The sequence below is a fragment of the Bifidobacterium callitrichos DSM 23973 genome, from assembly GCF_000741175.1.
GTDB classification, from domain to species: Bacteria; Actinomycetota; Actinomycetes; order Actinomycetales; family Bifidobacteriaceae; genus Bifidobacterium; species Bifidobacterium callitrichos.
Genome location: NZ_JGYS01000005.1, coordinates 206,731 through 222,010 on the forward strand (window position 1 = coordinate 206,731; position 15,280 = coordinate 222,010).

Below are 15,280 nucleotides of genomic sequence, written 5' to 3' on the forward strand. Positions count from 1 at the left end.
AGGGCATCATAAAGGAGTGACGATGAGCCATATCAGTTTCAGCTTCGACCCCAATTGGATGGACACGCTCACCGCGCCGTTCATGACCAACGCGTTTCTCGCCGGCCTGTGCATCGCGTTCGCGGCCGGCGTGATGGGCTACTTCACCATCGCCCGCCATTCGACGTTCGCCGCGCACGCGTTGGCCCACATCGGCCTGCCCGGCGCGACTGGCGCGGTCCTGCTCGGATTGCCGGTCTCGGTGGGTCTGGGCGCGTTCGCGCTCGGCGGCGCGCTCGTCATCGGCGCGCTCGGCAAACGCGTTTCGGAACGCGAGATCGCCACCGGCACGGTGCTCGCGTTCGCCACCGGTCTGGGCCTGTTCTTCGCCCGACTGTCGTCGTCCGCATCCCAGCAGATGCAGTCGATCCTGTTCGGTTCGATTCTGACCATCACCAACGGTCAGATCCTCGGATTCGCGATCTTCGACGTCGTGCTGCTCGCGGCACTGGCGATCATCTACCGTCCGCTGCTGTTCAGCTCGCTCGACGAGCAGGTGGCGCAGGCCAAGGGCGTGCCGATCGGCTGGATGAACGTCGCGTTCATGGCGATCATGGCCGGCGTCATCACCATCGCCGTGCCAGCGGTGGGCACGCTGCTCATCTTCGCGCTGGTGATCACCCCGGCGGCGGCGGCGAACATCCTCGTCGCCTCGCCGCTCAAGGCGATGATCGTCTCCGGCGTGATCTGCCTGATCTCGATCTGGGGCGGATTGGCGCTCGCCGCGATGTTCCCCGCTCCCCCGAGCTTCATCATCGTGACGATCTCCACCCTGATCTGGGCCGTGGCCAAGGCGATCGAATCGGCGCGGCACAGGTAGGTTATTCGCACTCCTCAACCAGAGCCGAGGCGATGGCGGCGATGCCTTCGCCTCGGCCGGTGAATCCCATGCGGTCGGTGGTGGTGGCAGTTACGGATACCGGGCATCCGACCGCTTCGGACAACGCGCGAACGGCCTCGGCACGGTGACGGCCGATCTTCGGACGGTTGCCGATGATGGCGACGGACGCCGAGAACGGCGTGAAGCCATGTGATTGAAGATAGGCGACGGTCTCGCGCAGCATGGCCACACCATGCATGCCGGCACCGTGAGCGTTCGACCCGACGCCGAACAACGAACCGATATCACCGAGCCCGGAAGCCGACAGCAGCGCGTCGATCAGCGCGTGCGCGGCTACGTCGCCGTCGGAATCCCCCTCGATGCCGCTGCCCTCGCCGGGCCATTCGATGCCGGCGAGCCACAACGGGCGTACAACGGCCTCCGCGGCGTCAGCGGAGGCGAAACGATGGGCGTCGAAACCCTGACCGATGCGCATCAGCGCTTGCGGGTCTTTTTCTTCTCGGCGTCGATGCGGGCCATCGTCTCCGAGGCCGCCTCCTCGGGGGCCTTGGTGTGATGCTTCTCATCGCCGGGCTTCGGCTCGCTGTAGCCCAGATTCACGTCGAGCAGACGCTGGGCCTCTTCCTCGTCGATCTTCTCGGACAGGGAGATCTCCGAGGTGAGGATGGAACGGGCCTTGGTCAGCATGCGCTTCTCGCCCGCGGACAGACCGTGCTCGTCCACGTCGCGCTGCGCCAGATCACGCACCACCTCGGCGATCTTGTTGACGTCACCGGTGGCGATCTTCTCGACGTTCAGCTTGTAGCGACGGGACCAGTTCATCTCCTTCTCGACGATGGGGGTGCGCAGGATCTCGAACACCGTGGCGACCTCGTTCGCGTCGACGATGTCTCGGACGCCGACCTTCTTCGCGTTGTCGACCGGCACGTTGATCACCAGGCCGTCGGAGGACAGCACCGACAGCTGCAGGTATTCGCGGGTGACCCCTCTCACGGTTCGTTCGGTGACCGCCTCGACCCTCGCCGCGCCATGACGCGGATAGACGACCATATCGCCGACCTTGTAACCCATGAAACCTCCGCTGGAGCAGACTGCAGAAAAAACCTGAAAAAGTATGCCACACCCCGTGGACCTGCGTATTGAGCCGGAAACGTCCACGATGCGACGCGCCAATTCCACGATGATAACGTTTGTAGCCGTACACTATGGGCATGGCTACTAACACAAACATCAATGACGATTCCTTTGCAGTGCCCGTTGACCAGGGTGCGCTCACCCAGGTCAGCAACGCGGAGTACTACAACCCCCACGAGGTCCTCGGCGGACATCTGGGAGAGGACAAGTTCGCCGCATACACGACCATTCGAGTCCTGTGCCCGAATGCGAAGTCCGTCTCCGTCCTGACCCAGAACGCCGAATTCCCCGCCGTGCACGAGTACAACGGCGTATTCGTGGCCGTGGTGCCGTCCCTCAAGACGGAGGACGGCTACGGCGTGCCCGTCTACCGCATCAAGTACTCGTACGAGGACGGCGTCGAGCACGTCGAGGACGATCCGTACCGCTACCTGCCCACCGTCGGCGACATGGACATGTACCTGTTCGGCGAGGGCCGCCACGAGCGTCTGTGGGACATGCTCGGCGCGCACGTGTTGCGCTATGACGATCCGATGGGCGGCGCCGACGGCACGCCCGGCGAGCAGGTCGAGGGCGTCTCCTTCGCCGTGTGGGCGCCGAACGCCCACGCGGTGCGCGTGATCGGCAACTTCAACGGTTGGAACGGCCGCCGCCACGCGATGCGCGAGCTCGGCTCCTCCGGCGTGTGGGAGATCTTCATCCCGGGCGTCAAGGCCGGCGAGGTGTACAAGTACCAGATCCTCAACGCCAACCACGAATGGGTCGAGAAGGCCGACCCGATGGAGCGCTCCCACGAGGTGCCGCCGGCGACCGGTTCGATCGTCGTCGAATCGCAGCATGAATGGGGCGATGACGCATGGATGGACCACCGCCGCGTCACCGATCCGATGGACCGTCCGATCGCGATCTACGAGATGAACGCGCACAGCTGGCGCAAGGACGTGAAGAACTACCGCGAGCTGGCCGACAAGCTGGTCCCCTACGTCACCAAGCTCGGCTTCACCCACGTGGAGTTCATGCCGCTGACGCAGTACCCGTTCACTGGCTCCTGGGGCTATCAGGTCACCGGCTACTACGCGGTCGACTCCCGTCTGGGCTCCCCGGACGACTTCAAGTACCTCGTCGACAAGCTGCACGAGGCCGGCATCGGCGTGATCATGGACTGGGTCCCGGCCCACTTCCCGAAGGACTCCTTCGCGCTCGGACGCTTCGACGGCACCCCGCTGTACGAGGATCCGGATCCGACCCGTGGCGAGCACCCGGACTGGGGCACCTACATCTTCAACTTCGGGCGCAACGAGGTGAGGAACTTCCTCGTGGCCGACGCCTGCTTCTGGCTGGGCGAATACCACGTCGACGCGCTGCGCGTCGACGCCGTCAGCTCGATGCTCTACCTCGACTACAGCCGCCAGCCCGGCCAGTGGCACCCGAACATCTACGGCGGCCGCGAGAACCTCGAGGCCATCGACTTCCTCAAGGAGGCCAACGCCACCGCGTACAAGAACAACCCGGGCATCATGATGATCGCCGAGGAGTCCACCGCGTACGCGGGCATCACCGCCCCGACGAGCGCCGGCGGCGTCGGCTTCGGCCTCAAGTGGAACATGGGCTGGATGCACGACACGCTCGAGTACCTGCACGAGACGCCGATCAACCGCAAGTGGCACCACAACGAAATCACCTTCTCGATGGTGTACGCCTACTCCGAGCACTACGTGCTGCCGCTGAGCCACGACGAGGTCGTGTACGGCAAGGGCTCGCTGTACGGCAAGATGCCGGGCAACGGCTGGGACAAGTACGCCGGCGTGCGCTCCCTGTTCGCCTACCAGTGGGCGCATCCGGGCAAGAAGCTCACGTTCATGGGCAACGAGCTCGCGCAGTGGGGCGAATGGGACTACAACAACTCCATCGACTGGGCGTGCCTCGACTGGCAGGACCACATCGGCGTGCAGCAGATGGTCGCCGACCTCAACGAGTTCTACAAGAAGCACCCGGCCCTGTGGACCCAGGACTTCACCCCCGAGGGCTTCCAGTGGCTCACCAGCGACGACGCCGACCACAACACGCTGAGCTTCCTGCGCATCGGTTCGAAGGGCGAGCAGCTCGCGGTGGTCGTCAACTTCGCCGGCGAGGCGTGGCAGGACTATCAGGTGGCCCTGCCCAAGGGCGGCAAGTGGACCGAGGTGTTCACCACCGACGACAAGAAGTACGGCGGTTCAGGCATCTCCAACGGCACCTTCGAGGCGGATGCCGGCGAATACCATTCGCGTCCGGCCTCGGCGAAAATCACCGTCCCCGCGCTTGGAGCTGTATTCTTGAAGCCAGAAGACTGATTCATACACAGTCGAAAGGCGGAAACAGAAACCATGCTCAATACCACGGCACGTCAACAGACAACGCCGCGCACCGTGCTGGTCGTCGAGGACGAACCCACGCTGGCGACCGCCATCGCGCAACGCCTGGCCACCGAAGGGTGGACCGCACGCGTTGCCGGTGACGGCGCCAGCGCCGTTCAGGCGGCCAGTCAGCTCAAGCCCGATCTGGTGATCATGGACATCATGCTGCCGGTGATGGACGGACTGGAGGCCACCAAGCGCATCGTGGCCGCCCGTCCGGTGCCGGTGCTCATCCTCACCGCCCGCGACGACGAGGCGGACAAGGTCATCGGTCTGGGCGCCGGCGCGGACGACTACATGACCAAACCGTTCTCGATGCGCGAGCTCATCGCCCGATGCAAGGCGTTGCTGCGCCGCGTCGAACGCGCCAAGGTCATCGCCAAGAACGCGGAGAACGAGAAGATCCTCGACTTCGGCTCGCTGGTCATCGATCCTGCGCAGCGTACGGTGAGCGTCAACGGCACCTTCGTGCACCTGACCCCCACCGAGTTCGACCTGCTGGCCACGCTGGCGCGCAAGCCCAAGTCGGTCCTCAAGCGCGAACAGCTGCTCGAGGAGGTCTGGGACTGGGTCGATGCCTCGGGCACCCGCACCGTCGACAGCCATGTCAAGGCACTGCGCCACAAGCTCGGCCCGGACATGATCCGCACCGTCCACGGCGTCGGATACGCCTTCGAGCCTCCGGCACCGCAGACCGAGACCGCATCCGAACAGCCCGGCAAGTGAGCTCCAAGCCCATGGCCGCACCACACTACCCCGTAAGAGAGGGCGCACGCGTTCGCCGCGTGCGCCCTCTCGGCATGTTCTCCTCGCTCAAGCTCGAACTGGGCGCACTGATCGTCATCGCCACCGCCATCGCATTCGCGATGTGCTGGTTCCTGCTCAAATTCGGCTGGAGCGGATGGATCGCCATGCCAGTCGCCCTCATCGTGGCGCTCGGCATCACCTACTACTTCTCACGCGGGCTCACCGCACGTCTGCGCCAGCTGCGCGACGCCGCCGAGGCGATGGCCGACGGCGACTACACCGTGCGCGTTCCCATGGACGAGTCCAGCCACGACGAGGTGGGCCAGCTGGCCCGATCATTCAATGAGATGGCCGCCGAACTCCAGCACGCCGATCAGACCCGCCGCGACCTCATCGCCAACGTCAGCCACGAGCTGCGCACGCCGGTCTCCGCCCTGCAGGCTCAGGTCGAGAACATGGCCGACGGCGTGACCGACCCCACGCCCGCGAATCTCGAAGGCATCCTCGACCAGACGCAGCGGCTCACCGATCTCATCGCCTTCCTGCTCGATCTGAGCCGTATGGAGGCGGGCGCCGCGAGCCTCGAGATCGAACGGTTCAACTTCGCCGACTTCCTCGACGATACGATCGAACCGCTGGAGCTGGCGGACGGCGGGCACGCGCACGACATCCACGTACGGGTGAACGACGACATCGAGATGGAGGGCGATCAGGACCGTCTGAGGCAGCTGTTCACCAATATCATCGGCAATGCGCTCAAGCACTCCCCCGACGGCACGACGGTGCTTGTCGAGGTGCACGAGGACGTCGGACACGGCACCGTGGTCACGAACGTCGTCAATTTCGGCTCGCGTATCGCTCCCGAGATCCGTTCCGACATCTTCCGCCGGTTCGTCAAGGGCAAATCCGGTCCCGGCACCGAGTCAGGCGGCACCGGTCTGGGACTGTCGATCGCACGATGGGCCGCGCAGCTGCACGGTGGCACCGTACGGGTGGTCGATGACGTGCGTGGCGCCGATTTCGAGATCGTCCTGCCGAAGCATCACGACGCGGGAGAGTCGGAGTCATAGTGCGGGGTCGCGGCCAGCGCCAACCCCGCCAGAACCCGCGCGCCCGCCGTCTCCAATGCGACGGCACAGGCGCGCATCGTGGCACCAGTCGTCACGATATCGTCGACGATGACGACCGTTCGTCCAGCCACCCGGCTCAAGGAACGATTGCGCACCGTCAATCGCCCGCCCATTCGTGAGGCGCGCTGATCCGCGCCGGCGGTCTCCACGGCCTTGCCGTCGACGACGCGGGCGGCGATCCGCAATGCCGGATCCACCCGTGCATCAAGACCCGACGATCGGTAGTAGGCCGCGACGGCCCTCGCCAGCGGCATCAGATGACGCCGTCCGCGTTCGGCCAAGGAACTGGCCGATGAGGGCGCGGGAACGACGAGCAGCGCGCCGTCCAAGGCCACCCCCTCGATCGGCAGCGCGCGACGTGCGAGCGCGACGATGCACTGCGCGAACTCGCGGTCGCATTCCTCATCGCCGTGATCCTTCCATGCGAGAATCGCACGACGGACGTTTCCGCCATAGACGGCGCCGGCGTAGGCATATCCCGTCACGGCTGCGGGGAACGGCAGGGCGATCACCTGGTCGAACAGGTCTCGGCATGAGGGGCAGAGCGTTTCGTCGGGCCGATCGCAGCCTGCGCATCCGCGCGGCAGCAGCAATCCCAGCATGCTCACGAACACGCCGGATGTTCTGCCGGATACGCCGCTTCCCCCGTTCATGATCAGCGACTACGCCTGACGCGGCGGCTGTTCGGGATGCCATTCAGGCAGACGTTCGAGCAGACCGTCGACGAAGCGGATCGTATCGGCCGGACAGGAGACTGCGACGCCCATCGCACCTGCTTCGGCGGCGGGGTAATCATTGCCGCCAGGCGTCATACGGTCGCCGACGAAGACGATATCCGCCACCTGAATGCCGGTGCATGCGGCGAGCTCGCGAATGGCGAACGCCTTGTCGATGCCACGGCCAGCCACGTCGACGCTGGTGTAGCCGCCCGCATGCACCTTGAGATCGGGCAGGTCGTCGGCCACGGCCCGGGCCAGACGCTCCTTGAGCTCACCGGTCGGGTCGAATGCCTGCTTGGCCTCGAGCGGGGCCTGCTGGCCGAGCACGGAGAACGTGATCTGCGAGCCGCGGTCCTCGATGCGTTCGCCCCAGACGTGCTCGAGCCACAGTCCCTGCTCGCGTGCGTGACGCTCCAGACTGGCGGCGGCGCGGGCACGCTGGTCGGCATCGAGATCATGGCTGAAGACGCAGGACCACTCGTGCCCGTTCCAGCGCAGATATCGGGTGCCGCTGGTGGGCATCAGATGAAGATTCGCGAGGATCGCCCGATCCTCCAGCACGTCGAGGATCTGGCTGACGACGAGTGAGTATCGTCCGCCGGTGATGACCGCCACCGGAATGCGACGGGTGAGTTCGGAGAACCGGGAGGCCATCTGAGGCTTCATCGGCAGCTTGGAATTGGCAAGCGTGTTGTCCAGATCGAATCCGACAAGTCGGGTATGGGCAGCCAGAGCATCCAGATCCCATTCGTTCCACGGCTTGATCATCGACCGTACCTCCCATCCGGTTCCCGGCGCGATCCACAACGCCACCACCCGCAACGCCACCGCCCGCAGTGTCATCGTGCGATTGCACCGCTGTAACGGTATCCTAGCGCAACCGCACCGGCATCGGGCGTTCCTCGCCGCCTTGACCTACAGTGGAGGGCATGCTTGATGCCCCTTGGAATGAACGAGTCTACCGCAATCGTCATGGACGCGGCACGCGTACCCCCATGTTCGGCACACGTTTGCCACGATACCGTACGCGTTCCGGCATATTCGACGATCTGGTCGCCGCGCACATCCGCCGTCTCGCGGAGGCGTGGCCGGACCTGATCAAGCCGGTGCAGTTCGCCGTGGAGGACGTGCCGCCGTCCGATCCGGTGCCGTGGGAGACGGAGCCGAGTCTCAATTCGCGCGCGTTCCCGGCCGATCATGGCGCGCCGGCGCGTATCGTGCTCTACCGGATGCCGCTGCAGTCGCGTACGCGGGGGCGCGATGAGCTGCAGTGGGCGATCCGCGATGAACTGGTCATCCGGCTGGCGGAGCTGTACGGGCGCAGGCCCGAGGAGATCGATCCGGACTTCGAGTGGTAGGGTCTAGCGGACGATGGTGTTGTCCTGGGTGGAGCGGATCGTCGCCTCGCGCACGGTGAGCGAACTCGGTTCGTAGGCGGCAAGACCCGCCACCTTGGCGCCGTCGAGTCCGCCGCCGCCCAGCCGCACGCCCCATGCGACCGCCCTGTCCGCGCTTTCGACGAGCACGGCATCGCCCTCGCCCTTGAGCGTGGAGGCGCCGTTGGCCTTGATGGTCACGTCCTTCGCGTCGCCGGCCTTGCCGGTGTCGTCCATGAAGGTCAGCGTGACGGTGGTCTCCTTGTTGGTGGTGTTGATGAGGGTGATCGTCGCGTCGAGCCCGTCGGGCAGGGCGGCGCCGTCGAAGTGAGACACGGGGACCGCGGCGAGGGAGGCGAAGTCCTCCTGACCGTCGGCCCCGGACCGGATGGCGCGGGCCGAGGCGACGAAATCGTCGTCGCCGGTGGCGAGGATGCCACGGGCCCCCTTGGGGGCCTTGCCGAGGTCGAGGACGGTGACGCGCCCGTCCTTGAGGGCCTTTCTGCCGATCGAGGAGAGGCCGTCGTCGGTGACCCACGAGAGATTCACATCCCCGGCCTTGCTGCCGTAGGCATACAGTGTGATCTCGTCATCCTGCGACACCGAGGGAATCGCGTTGAGCGTCGAGGCGGCCGAGGAGGGCATCGTGAAATCGGAGCCCTTCGGCGTCAGCCCATCGGCGTTGACGGAGGCCACGTATGCGGCCACGGGCATCACGTCGCTGGTGATGGTCACATACAGACCGTCCTGATCGGGGGCCGCCGCAGACAGGTCGACGACGGTGGTGCCGCCGGCCGCCACGGTGGCGGTGCCGGAGGTGGACAGGCTCATCGTGCCGGAGGACGACGTACCGATCACCTTGAGCGAGACGGTCGTGGCCTTCGAAGACGGGTTGGCGATCGTCATGCGGCGGCTGGCACCGGTACCGGTACCCGGCAGCAGGAACGAGCTGCTCATCGACGGAGTGACGCAGGTGGCGGCGGAGATGCCGCGCAGGTCGCCCTTGGAGGCGTGCGAGGCGATGACGCCGGCGTGGCCGGATCCCTCGGAGGCCTCGAGCAGGTTGGTCTCGAGCAGACGGTCGGAGTCGACCTTGTCGCGTCCCACCATGGCATCCGTGCTGCGCGGATTGGCGGGGGCCTTGAGCGAGAGGACGGCGTCCGAGGAGGATGCGCTGAACGGAGAGGCCGTGGAGGCGTAGACCGATCCGAACGCGGCGAACGACGCCGAGGTGGTCAGGTCGCCGTCAGAGGCGCGGTATTCGCTGTCGCCCCAATCGGTGGCGTCGGGCAGCGTCATACGGGCGGGGCAATACGACTGCACCGTCTGCTGGATGATGCGGTGCGAGGCGACGACGCCCGATGTGGCGCGATCGACGAACCACTGCGGCATCGACCCGATGGACAGCCAGACGAAGGCGGCGATCAGCACGACGCTGGTCAACGTCGCGAGGACGACACGTGCGACACGCCATAGGCGCGAGGCGATGGGTGATGTGGTCTGGTTCATGCCTCCCCCTCACGCTCCTGACGGAGCGCTTCATCGTGACGGCGTGGCGCCGCCACGAGCACGTACAGCAATGTGATCACGCCCAGACTCGTCAGCCAGGCGAACCGCCACGGGCTGCGGCGCATCTCGTTGAGATGAGTCTCGTCGACGCCTATCGCGTTGCCTTCGGCGGCGGTGAGACGATAGTAGGTGCCGTCCGTGTCGGTGACGACGGCCTGCGTGCCGTCCGAGGCGGTGATGTTGGTGGACAGCTGGGACGAACCGGCGCCGTCGGTGACGACGAAGAGTCCGCCGAAGCCCATGGCGGTCAGCTCGTTGATTGCATCGGAATCGCTGTTCGACAGCAGACGCGAGGCGAGCTCGCCGATCTTCAGGTCGTCGCCGTCATACTGGCCGACCGCCTGACGCGCCCTCCACGCGGGCGAGGAGTCGACCAGGTCGCCGCGCGAGGTGTGCATGATGGCGTAGCTGACATCGGTGTGCGATTCGGCGTCAAGCGCCAGCACACGCTGGTTCGGCGTCCGTTCGAGCGCGTCCATCGCGACCATCGGCAGTCCCGAATCGCTCACCGACACCGCACCGGAGATATGGCGCGCAGTGGAGAAGCCGATCCACGAGACGGTTCCTATGGCCAACACGCAGCACAGCAGTGTGCGTCCGGCGACGACGAATCCGTGACGGACCCGTTCGACGGACTTCCTGCGTGTCTCCACGCGAGTCGACTCGTGCGTGGAGGATTCACGCAGCTCGACGAAGCGTCGTACGGCGCCCCCGGCCACCAGACACACGCAGGAGAGCGCGCCGAGCACCGCGAACACCAATCCGGGAACCACCGATCCGGCGATCGCACCGCGCTGGTCCACGCCGATCGCGACGCGCGCCGACAGCAGGCTCAGAGCGCCGCCCGCCACGATCACGATCCACATCATGCGGGAGGCGCGCAGCGCGAACGGCAGGAACAGCGAGACGACGGCGAGCGCGACGAGCAGTGCGAGCGCGACGAACGTGGCGGAGGCGAAGGGGTCGGCGATGAACGCCGTCCACGTGAATCCGGCGTGTTCGTCGAAGCCGAAGGCGCGCACGATGACGTCGGTGAGGTTCAGTGCGGCCGGGTGTCCGTTCACATCGGACAACGGCAGCGTCATGTCGCCGAACAGCTGGCGCCATTCGCCCGCTTCGGCGTGGCGGATGGCGTTGACGAGCGTGGGTGCGGCGAGCAGGGCCGCCGGCAGCGGCATGAGCAGCAGCATCGGGCGGTGGCGCGGCACGAACAGCAGGAAGACGAGGAAGACCGCCAGCAGCGGGATGAGCAGCTGGGGTTCGGCGGCGACCGTCGGCATGTAGCACAGTGCGGCGGCCGCGGCGGCCTGCACGGAACGGTGCGGGTGGATTCGGTCCTCGGTGTGGTAGAGGCCCACGGCGCGGAAGGTGAAGGCGAATGCGGCCGGCAGGAACACCATCACGGTGAGCATCGGCAGGTTGGCGGTCGTGTACAGGCCGAGCGCCAGGGCGAACGACACCCACATGAGTCCGGTGATGACGCGTACCGCGTCGGAGCGGGTGAAGATGCCCGCCAGCGCCCAGAACGCGAACGCGGCCATGGGGGCCGACAGGAAGAAGAGCAGCGTGGTGGCCGCGGCGACGTGCCCGCCGGTGAGGACGGAGGCGGCGAGCAGCACCCACAGCCATGGTGCGGGCGGGGCGGCGATGCCGGATCCGATGCCCCACACCCATTGGGTCGTCGCTGCCTCGGCCAGTGCGCCAAAGGGGACGTTCGTCGGCAGCCATTGCGCCGAGTGCAGCGATCCGCCGCCCATCGCGGAACGGAACAGGGACCAGTCAAGCGCGAGCACGACGAGGAACGCCACGGCGGCCATCGCGCAGGCGAGTCCCCAGCGTCGGATCAGGCGCATGCGCAGATGGGATCGGACCAGCGGGCTGAGCAGCACGGTGCCGCGCTGCTCCTCCAGTGCGCGTGCGCGTTCGCGCCAGCGGGCCAGCTGGTCGCGGGTAACGGTCAGCACGGCGAGCTGACGATGTGTCACCGAGGTCTGCAACGCCACGGCCCGGCGTGCGTTGACGCCGCCGATCACGCCGGCCAGAGCACGCCAGGGCAGGCACAGTTCGCACAGTCCCTCGTACGGCTGCTTCGCGGCAAAGCGTCTGAGCGCCCGGCCGATGGCGGTCACGAGCGAAATCACCCACACCAACGGCCATAGGGGCATGGGGATGTCGGTGTAGCGGTAGCGCTGCCATGCGCCGAGCACCCTCATCGAGGGGTTGAGCTCGCCGTCCTGGGCGGGCTCGCCGTTGCGGGTGCGCAGTCCCTCGAAGCGTGCGCGGCGGTGGGCGATGCGTGCGCGCGGGGCGACGACGACGCGGCCTCCCGAACGGCAGATTCTGCGGCACAGGTCCGCGCCCTGCGCGTATGTGGTGAACCAGTTGGACAGGCCCCTCGAGGATCGGGCGATGTCCAGCGGGACGAGCGCGCCGGCCATCGAGACACGGAACACGTCGGTTCGGGTGTCGTACTGCTCCTGATCGGGTTCGCCGTCCACGACGAGCGTGTGCGTGCCGTGACCGGCCGCGTAGGCGCCGACGTTGTGCAGGTGGGTGCCCTCCCAGTCGAGCTGCTTGGCGCCGATCAGCGTGGCACCCGGCGTGTTGCGCCACGTCTCGACCAGTTGCTCCAGGCAACGGTCGTCGGCGGGACGCGAGTCGTCGTGCAGCAGCCACAGCATCTGCGTGGAGTAGTCGATCCTCGCCTGCTCGATCGCGTGTGAGACGGCCTCGCCGAAGGAGCGCGCCCCCTGCGCGCGCACCAGCTGCACGCTGATGGACGAGGCCTCCGGGAAGCTGTCGAGCGGTTCGGAACCGGCCGAGACGACCTCGAACGACAGTTCGATCGGATGCGACGTCTCTCCCGTGCAGTCGGCGATGATGATGGCGCCGGGAAGCACGCTCTGACGCAGTACGGCCGCCAGTGTGGCCGGCAGGAAGCGTAGGTCCCTTTCGACGGTGATCAGCGCGGCGACGGATCGTTCGACGCTCTGCGTATGCGTGTAGGGGCGTGAGGACAGGGCGTCGTTGACGATGCGACGCACGCTTGCGGCCGCGATGCCGGGTTCGGCCACGCCGTTGGCTCCGTTCGTTTCGTTCGATCCGTCCGCACCGCTGATACCGCTGATACCGGTAATGCCGGACGGTTCGGTGCCGAGATCATCTCGATCCGCGCTCACGCCTGCTCCTTGTGGGTCTTCTTGTACCGGCGGCGTTCCCGTTCGCTCATGCCGCCCCAGATGCCGAAGCGCTCGTCATGGTCGATGGCCCATTGGAGGCACTGCTCACGTACCTCGCACTGCGCGCACACCCGCTTGGCGTCGCGCGTGGAGCCGCCCTTCTCGGGGAAGAACGCCTCCGGATCGGTCTGCGAGCATAGCGCCTTGTGCTGCCAGGAGATGTCGCCGTCCGGTGAGAACAACCCCCACAGTAGCTCGTTCAAAGGCTCGTCGGCGGAATCATCGGCAATCCCCCACATGCGCATCATCCTCCTTAGCCTCGCCGGGCCTGTTCACGCCACTAAATTACACACATGCGATTTCCCGTTTGTCAAGTGGACCCGTGTTGGTACGACCATTCGGCATGATGTGTGGTATAAGCCCGGGCGTCACCGCTTGAGTGCGGTCTGTCCACTGTAATACGGTCCGGCGCGGTACGCATACGCCTGTCCGGGACGGCGTTCTTGGATGTGGTATCGAACAAGGTGGCGGTATTGCGTACTTCGGGGAAATTCGGTGAAGGTCGATTCCCGCATCCGCGAGGCAACGCCCGTTCAGACGTCGTTTTCTCTCGTCTGCCGTACAATCGAGAGGATTTGACCCCGATAGGAAGGTTTTCGTCCCGTGAGTTCGAAGCGATCCGCCCCAGGTGTCCCCAATATCAACAGTTGGAACGGAGCCCCGCGCCACAGCGGCACGGCGTTCCGCGTGCAGCACCGTCTGCGCAACACGCTGGTATGCGTCGTCGTCGCCCTGCTCGTGTTCGTCAGCACCGCCGCGGCGGCGACCTACGTCAACATCGACGGCATCATCCACGGGCAGAAGGTCGATCTCATCGGACAGAACGGCGAGGCGGTGGCCACGTCGATCGTGGATCCGAACGCCGGTCAGCCGCTCGACATCCTGATTCTCGGACAGGACACGCGATCCGGCGAGGAGAACCTCGCGATCGGCGGCAGTGACACGACCCTCGAATCGAACCACAATTCGGACACCGCGATGGTGATGCACGTCTCCGCGGACCGCAGGTTCATCGAACTGGTGTCGATCCCGCGCGACTCGATCGTGGACGTGCCCAGCTGCACGACCACCAAGGGCGAGATCAAGGCGCAGCGCAACGTCATGTTCAACACGATCTTCGCCAACGCCTACGAGACCGGCGGCGATCTCGCCTCGGCGGCCAGCTGCACGGTGAACGCCGTCAACTCGCTCACCGGCCTCGACATCCAGAACTTCGTCGTCGTCGACTTCGCCGGACTGACCTCGATGATCGATGCGATCGGCGGCGTGGACGTCTGTCTGCCGACGCACGTCTACGACGGCTACACCGGCATCAACATCGACGCCGGATGGAGGCACCTCGACGGCCTGACCGCCACGCAGTACGCGCGTCGCCGCCACGGCGCCGACACCGACGGCACCGACATGGAACGCACCGCCCGCCAGCAGTATCTGGTCAAGCAGCTGCTCGCGCAGGCGCTCTCCAAGAACCTGTTCACCCAATCGGGCGACCTCTACCAGCTCGCCAAGGCGGCGCTGAAGTCGCTCAACATCTCCACCGGTCTGGCCAACACCACCACGCTCGCCGGTCTGGCGATGAGCATGAAGGACTTCAAGACCTCGAACCTGTACACGCGCACGGTGCCCGTCACCGACTGGGTGCGGGACGCGAACCGCGTCGTGTGGACCTCCGAGGCGGATACGCTGTGGGCGAAGATGCGCAACGACAAGCCGTTCGTCGACTCCTCGGATTCCGCGTCGAAGGGCGATTCCGCGCAGACGGACCAGTCCTCCGGCGATCAGCAGAGCACCGATCAGCAGAACGCCGACTCCACGCAGGCCGACCAGTCGGGCCAGTCAGGTGCCGACCAGTCTCAGTCCGCACAGACGCAGACCCCCGCCCAGGCCAACACCAAGGTGGCCGACGGCGTGGAGAAGAATGCGCAGGGTCAGCTCATCGACACCGCCACCGGCGGCATCATCGACGCGAAGACTGGCATCATCCACAACGCCACCACGAATGTGGTCATGGGCATTTCCGACTCGTACCTCAACAACGTGGTGTGCAAGGTCAAGTAGACCGATTCCCGAACAGGCCGCTCGCAGACCAA

The 15,280-nt window shown here is 66.0% G+C and carries 13 protein-coding genes; 6 read left to right on the top strand and 7 right to left on the bottom strand.

The window, feature by feature from the left end:
• Nucleotides 1-22: 22 nt before the first annotated feature.
• A complete protein-coding gene (locus tag BCAL_RS04050; protein WP_043165386.1) occupies nt 23-859 on the top strand; it encodes a metal ABC transporter permease in 837 nt (278 codons plus the stop codon).
• Nucleotide 860: 1 nt separating this feature from the next.
• Here the strand turns inward: BCAL_RS04050 and ispF are convergent, their stop codons facing one another.
• Nucleotides 861-1,355: a 2-C-methyl-D-erythritol 2,4-cyclodiphosphate synthase gene (gene ispF, locus BCAL_RS04055; RefSeq protein ID WP_043165388.1), complete on the bottom strand. Its 495-nt coding sequence runs from the start codon at nt 1,353-1,355 to the stop codon at nt 861-863.
• Nucleotides 1,355-1,951, bottom strand: a complete 597-nt coding sequence (locus BCAL_RS04060) for a CarD family transcriptional regulator (RefSeq protein ID WP_043165390.1) — start codon at nt 1,949-1,951, stop codon at nt 1,355-1,357. Before BCAL_RS04060 ends, ispF begins: the two co-directional genes overlap by 1 nt.
• A gap of 140 nt (nt 1,952-2,091) precedes the next feature.
• Between BCAL_RS04060 and glgB the strand changes: the two genes are divergently transcribed.
• From glgB to BCAL_RS04075, 3 genes are read left to right on the top strand one after another with little or no spacing between them, the layout of a single operon-like run.
• Nucleotides 2,092-4,347 carry a 1,4-alpha-glucan branching protein GlgB gene (glgB, locus tag BCAL_RS04065; RefSeq protein ID WP_043165509.1) on the top strand — a complete coding sequence of 752 codons (2,256 nt, stop codon included), beginning with the start codon at nt 2,092-2,094 and terminating at the stop codon, nt 4,345-4,347.
• Nucleotides 4,348-4,380: 33 nt separating this feature from the next.
• Nucleotides 4,381-5,136 (top strand): response regulator transcription factor, encoded by a 756-nt coding sequence (locus BCAL_RS04070; protein WP_043165393.1) that lies wholly within the window; start codon nt 4,381-4,383, stop codon nt 5,134-5,136.
• An 11-nt stretch (nt 5,137-5,147) separates the two neighbouring features.
• Nucleotides 5,148-6,227, top strand: coding sequence for a sensor histidine kinase (locus BCAL_RS04075; RefSeq protein WP_043165395.1), 1,080 nt, complete (start codon nt 5,148-5,150; stop codon nt 6,225-6,227).
• On the opposite strand, the gene BCAL_RS04080 is transcribed toward BCAL_RS04075, so the two are convergent.
• Both BCAL_RS04080 and BCAL_RS04085 read right to left on the bottom strand, forming a co-directional pair.
• Nucleotides 6,200-6,889 carry a ComF family protein gene (locus BCAL_RS04080; RefSeq protein ID WP_081887243.1) on the bottom strand — a complete coding sequence of 230 codons (690 nt, stop codon included), beginning with the start codon at nt 6,887-6,889 and terminating at the stop codon, nt 6,200-6,202. The two genes, BCAL_RS04075 and BCAL_RS04080, sit on opposite strands and share 28 nt — an antisense overlap.
• A 60-nt stretch (nt 6,890-6,949) precedes the next feature.
• Nucleotides 6,950-7,774 carry an HAD-IIB family hydrolase gene (locus BCAL_RS04085; RefSeq protein ID WP_052119089.1) on the bottom strand — a complete coding sequence of 275 codons (825 nt, stop codon included), beginning with the start codon at nt 7,772-7,774 and terminating at the stop codon, nt 6,950-6,952.
• A 161-nt stretch (nt 7,775-7,935) separates the two neighbouring features.
• Between BCAL_RS04085 and BCAL_RS04090 the strand changes: the two genes are divergently transcribed.
• On the top strand, nt 7,936-8,364 hold the full coding sequence (locus BCAL_RS04090; RefSeq protein ID WP_081887230.1) for a metallopeptidase family protein: 429 nt from the start codon (nt 7,936-7,938) through the stop codon (nt 8,362-8,364).
• Nucleotides 8,365-8,367: 3 nt separating this feature from the next.
• Here the strand turns inward: BCAL_RS04090 and BCAL_RS04095 are convergent, their stop codons facing one another.
• From BCAL_RS04095 to BCAL_RS04105, 3 genes are all read right to left on the bottom strand, one after another.
• Nucleotides 8,368-9,891 (bottom strand): DUF5719 family protein, encoded by a 1,524-nt coding sequence (locus tag BCAL_RS04095; RefSeq protein ID WP_052119090.1) that lies wholly within the window; start codon nt 9,889-9,891, stop codon nt 8,368-8,370.
• Nucleotides 9,888-13,025 (bottom strand): glycosyltransferase family 2 protein, encoded by a 3,138-nt coding sequence (locus tag BCAL_RS04100; protein ID WP_420796808.1) that lies wholly within the window; start codon nt 13,023-13,025, stop codon nt 9,888-9,890. Before BCAL_RS04100 ends, BCAL_RS04095 begins: the two co-directional genes overlap by 4 nt.
• A 101-nt stretch (nt 13,026-13,126) precedes the next feature.
• A complete protein-coding gene (locus BCAL_RS04105) occupies nt 13,127-13,429 on the bottom strand; it encodes a WhiB family transcriptional regulator (protein WP_043165517.1) in 303 nt (100 codons plus the stop codon).
• Between the two features lie 364 nt (nt 13,430-13,793).
• On the opposite strand from BCAL_RS04105, the gene BCAL_RS04110 reads away from it, so the two are divergent.
• Nucleotides 13,794-15,248 (top strand): LCP family protein, encoded by a 1,455-nt coding sequence (locus BCAL_RS04110; protein WP_081887231.1) that lies wholly within the window; start codon nt 13,794-13,796, stop codon nt 15,246-15,248.
• The last annotated feature ends 32 nt before the right edge of the window (nt 15,249-15,280 follow it).

Excerpts from the sequence above, each read along its gene's own strand:
- BCAL_RS04050 (WP_043165386.1), top strand. The coding sequence starts at position 23 with ATGAGCCATATCAGTTTCAGCTTCGACCCCAATTGGATGGACACGCTC.
- ispF (WP_043165388.1), bottom strand. The coding sequence starts at position 1,355 with ATGCGCATCGGTCAGGGTTTCGACGCCCATCGTTTCGCCTCCGCTGAC.
- BCAL_RS04060 (WP_043165390.1), bottom strand. The coding sequence starts at position 1,951 with ATGGGTTACAAGGTCGGCGATATGGTCGTCTATCCGCGTCATGGCGCG.
- glgB (WP_043165509.1), top strand. The coding sequence starts at position 2,092 with ATGGCTACTAACACAAACATCAATGACGATTCCTTTGCAGTGCCCGTT.
- BCAL_RS04070 (WP_043165393.1), top strand. The coding sequence starts at position 4,381 with ATGCTCAATACCACGGCACGTCAACAGACAACGCCGCGCACCGTGCTG.
- BCAL_RS04075 (WP_043165395.1), top strand. The coding sequence starts at position 5,148 with ATGGCCGCACCACACTACCCCGTAAGAGAGGGCGCACGCGTTCGCCGC.
- BCAL_RS04080 (WP_081887243.1), bottom strand. The coding sequence starts at position 6,889 with ATGCTGGGATTGCTGCTGCCGCGCGGATGCGCAGGCTGCGATCGGCCC.
- BCAL_RS04085 (WP_052119089.1), bottom strand. The coding sequence starts at position 7,774 with ATGATCAAGCCGTGGAACGAATGGGATCTGGATGCTCTGGCTGCCCAT.
- BCAL_RS04090 (WP_081887230.1), top strand. The coding sequence starts at position 7,936 with ATGCTTGATGCCCCTTGGAATGAACGAGTCTACCGCAATCGTCATGGA.
- BCAL_RS04095 (WP_052119090.1), bottom strand. The coding sequence starts at position 9,891 with ATGAACCAGACCACATCACCCATCGCCTCGCGCCTATGGCGTGTCGCA.
- BCAL_RS04105 (WP_043165517.1), bottom strand. The coding sequence starts at position 13,429 with ATGTGGGGGATTGCCGATGATTCCGCCGACGAGCCTTTGAACGAGCTA.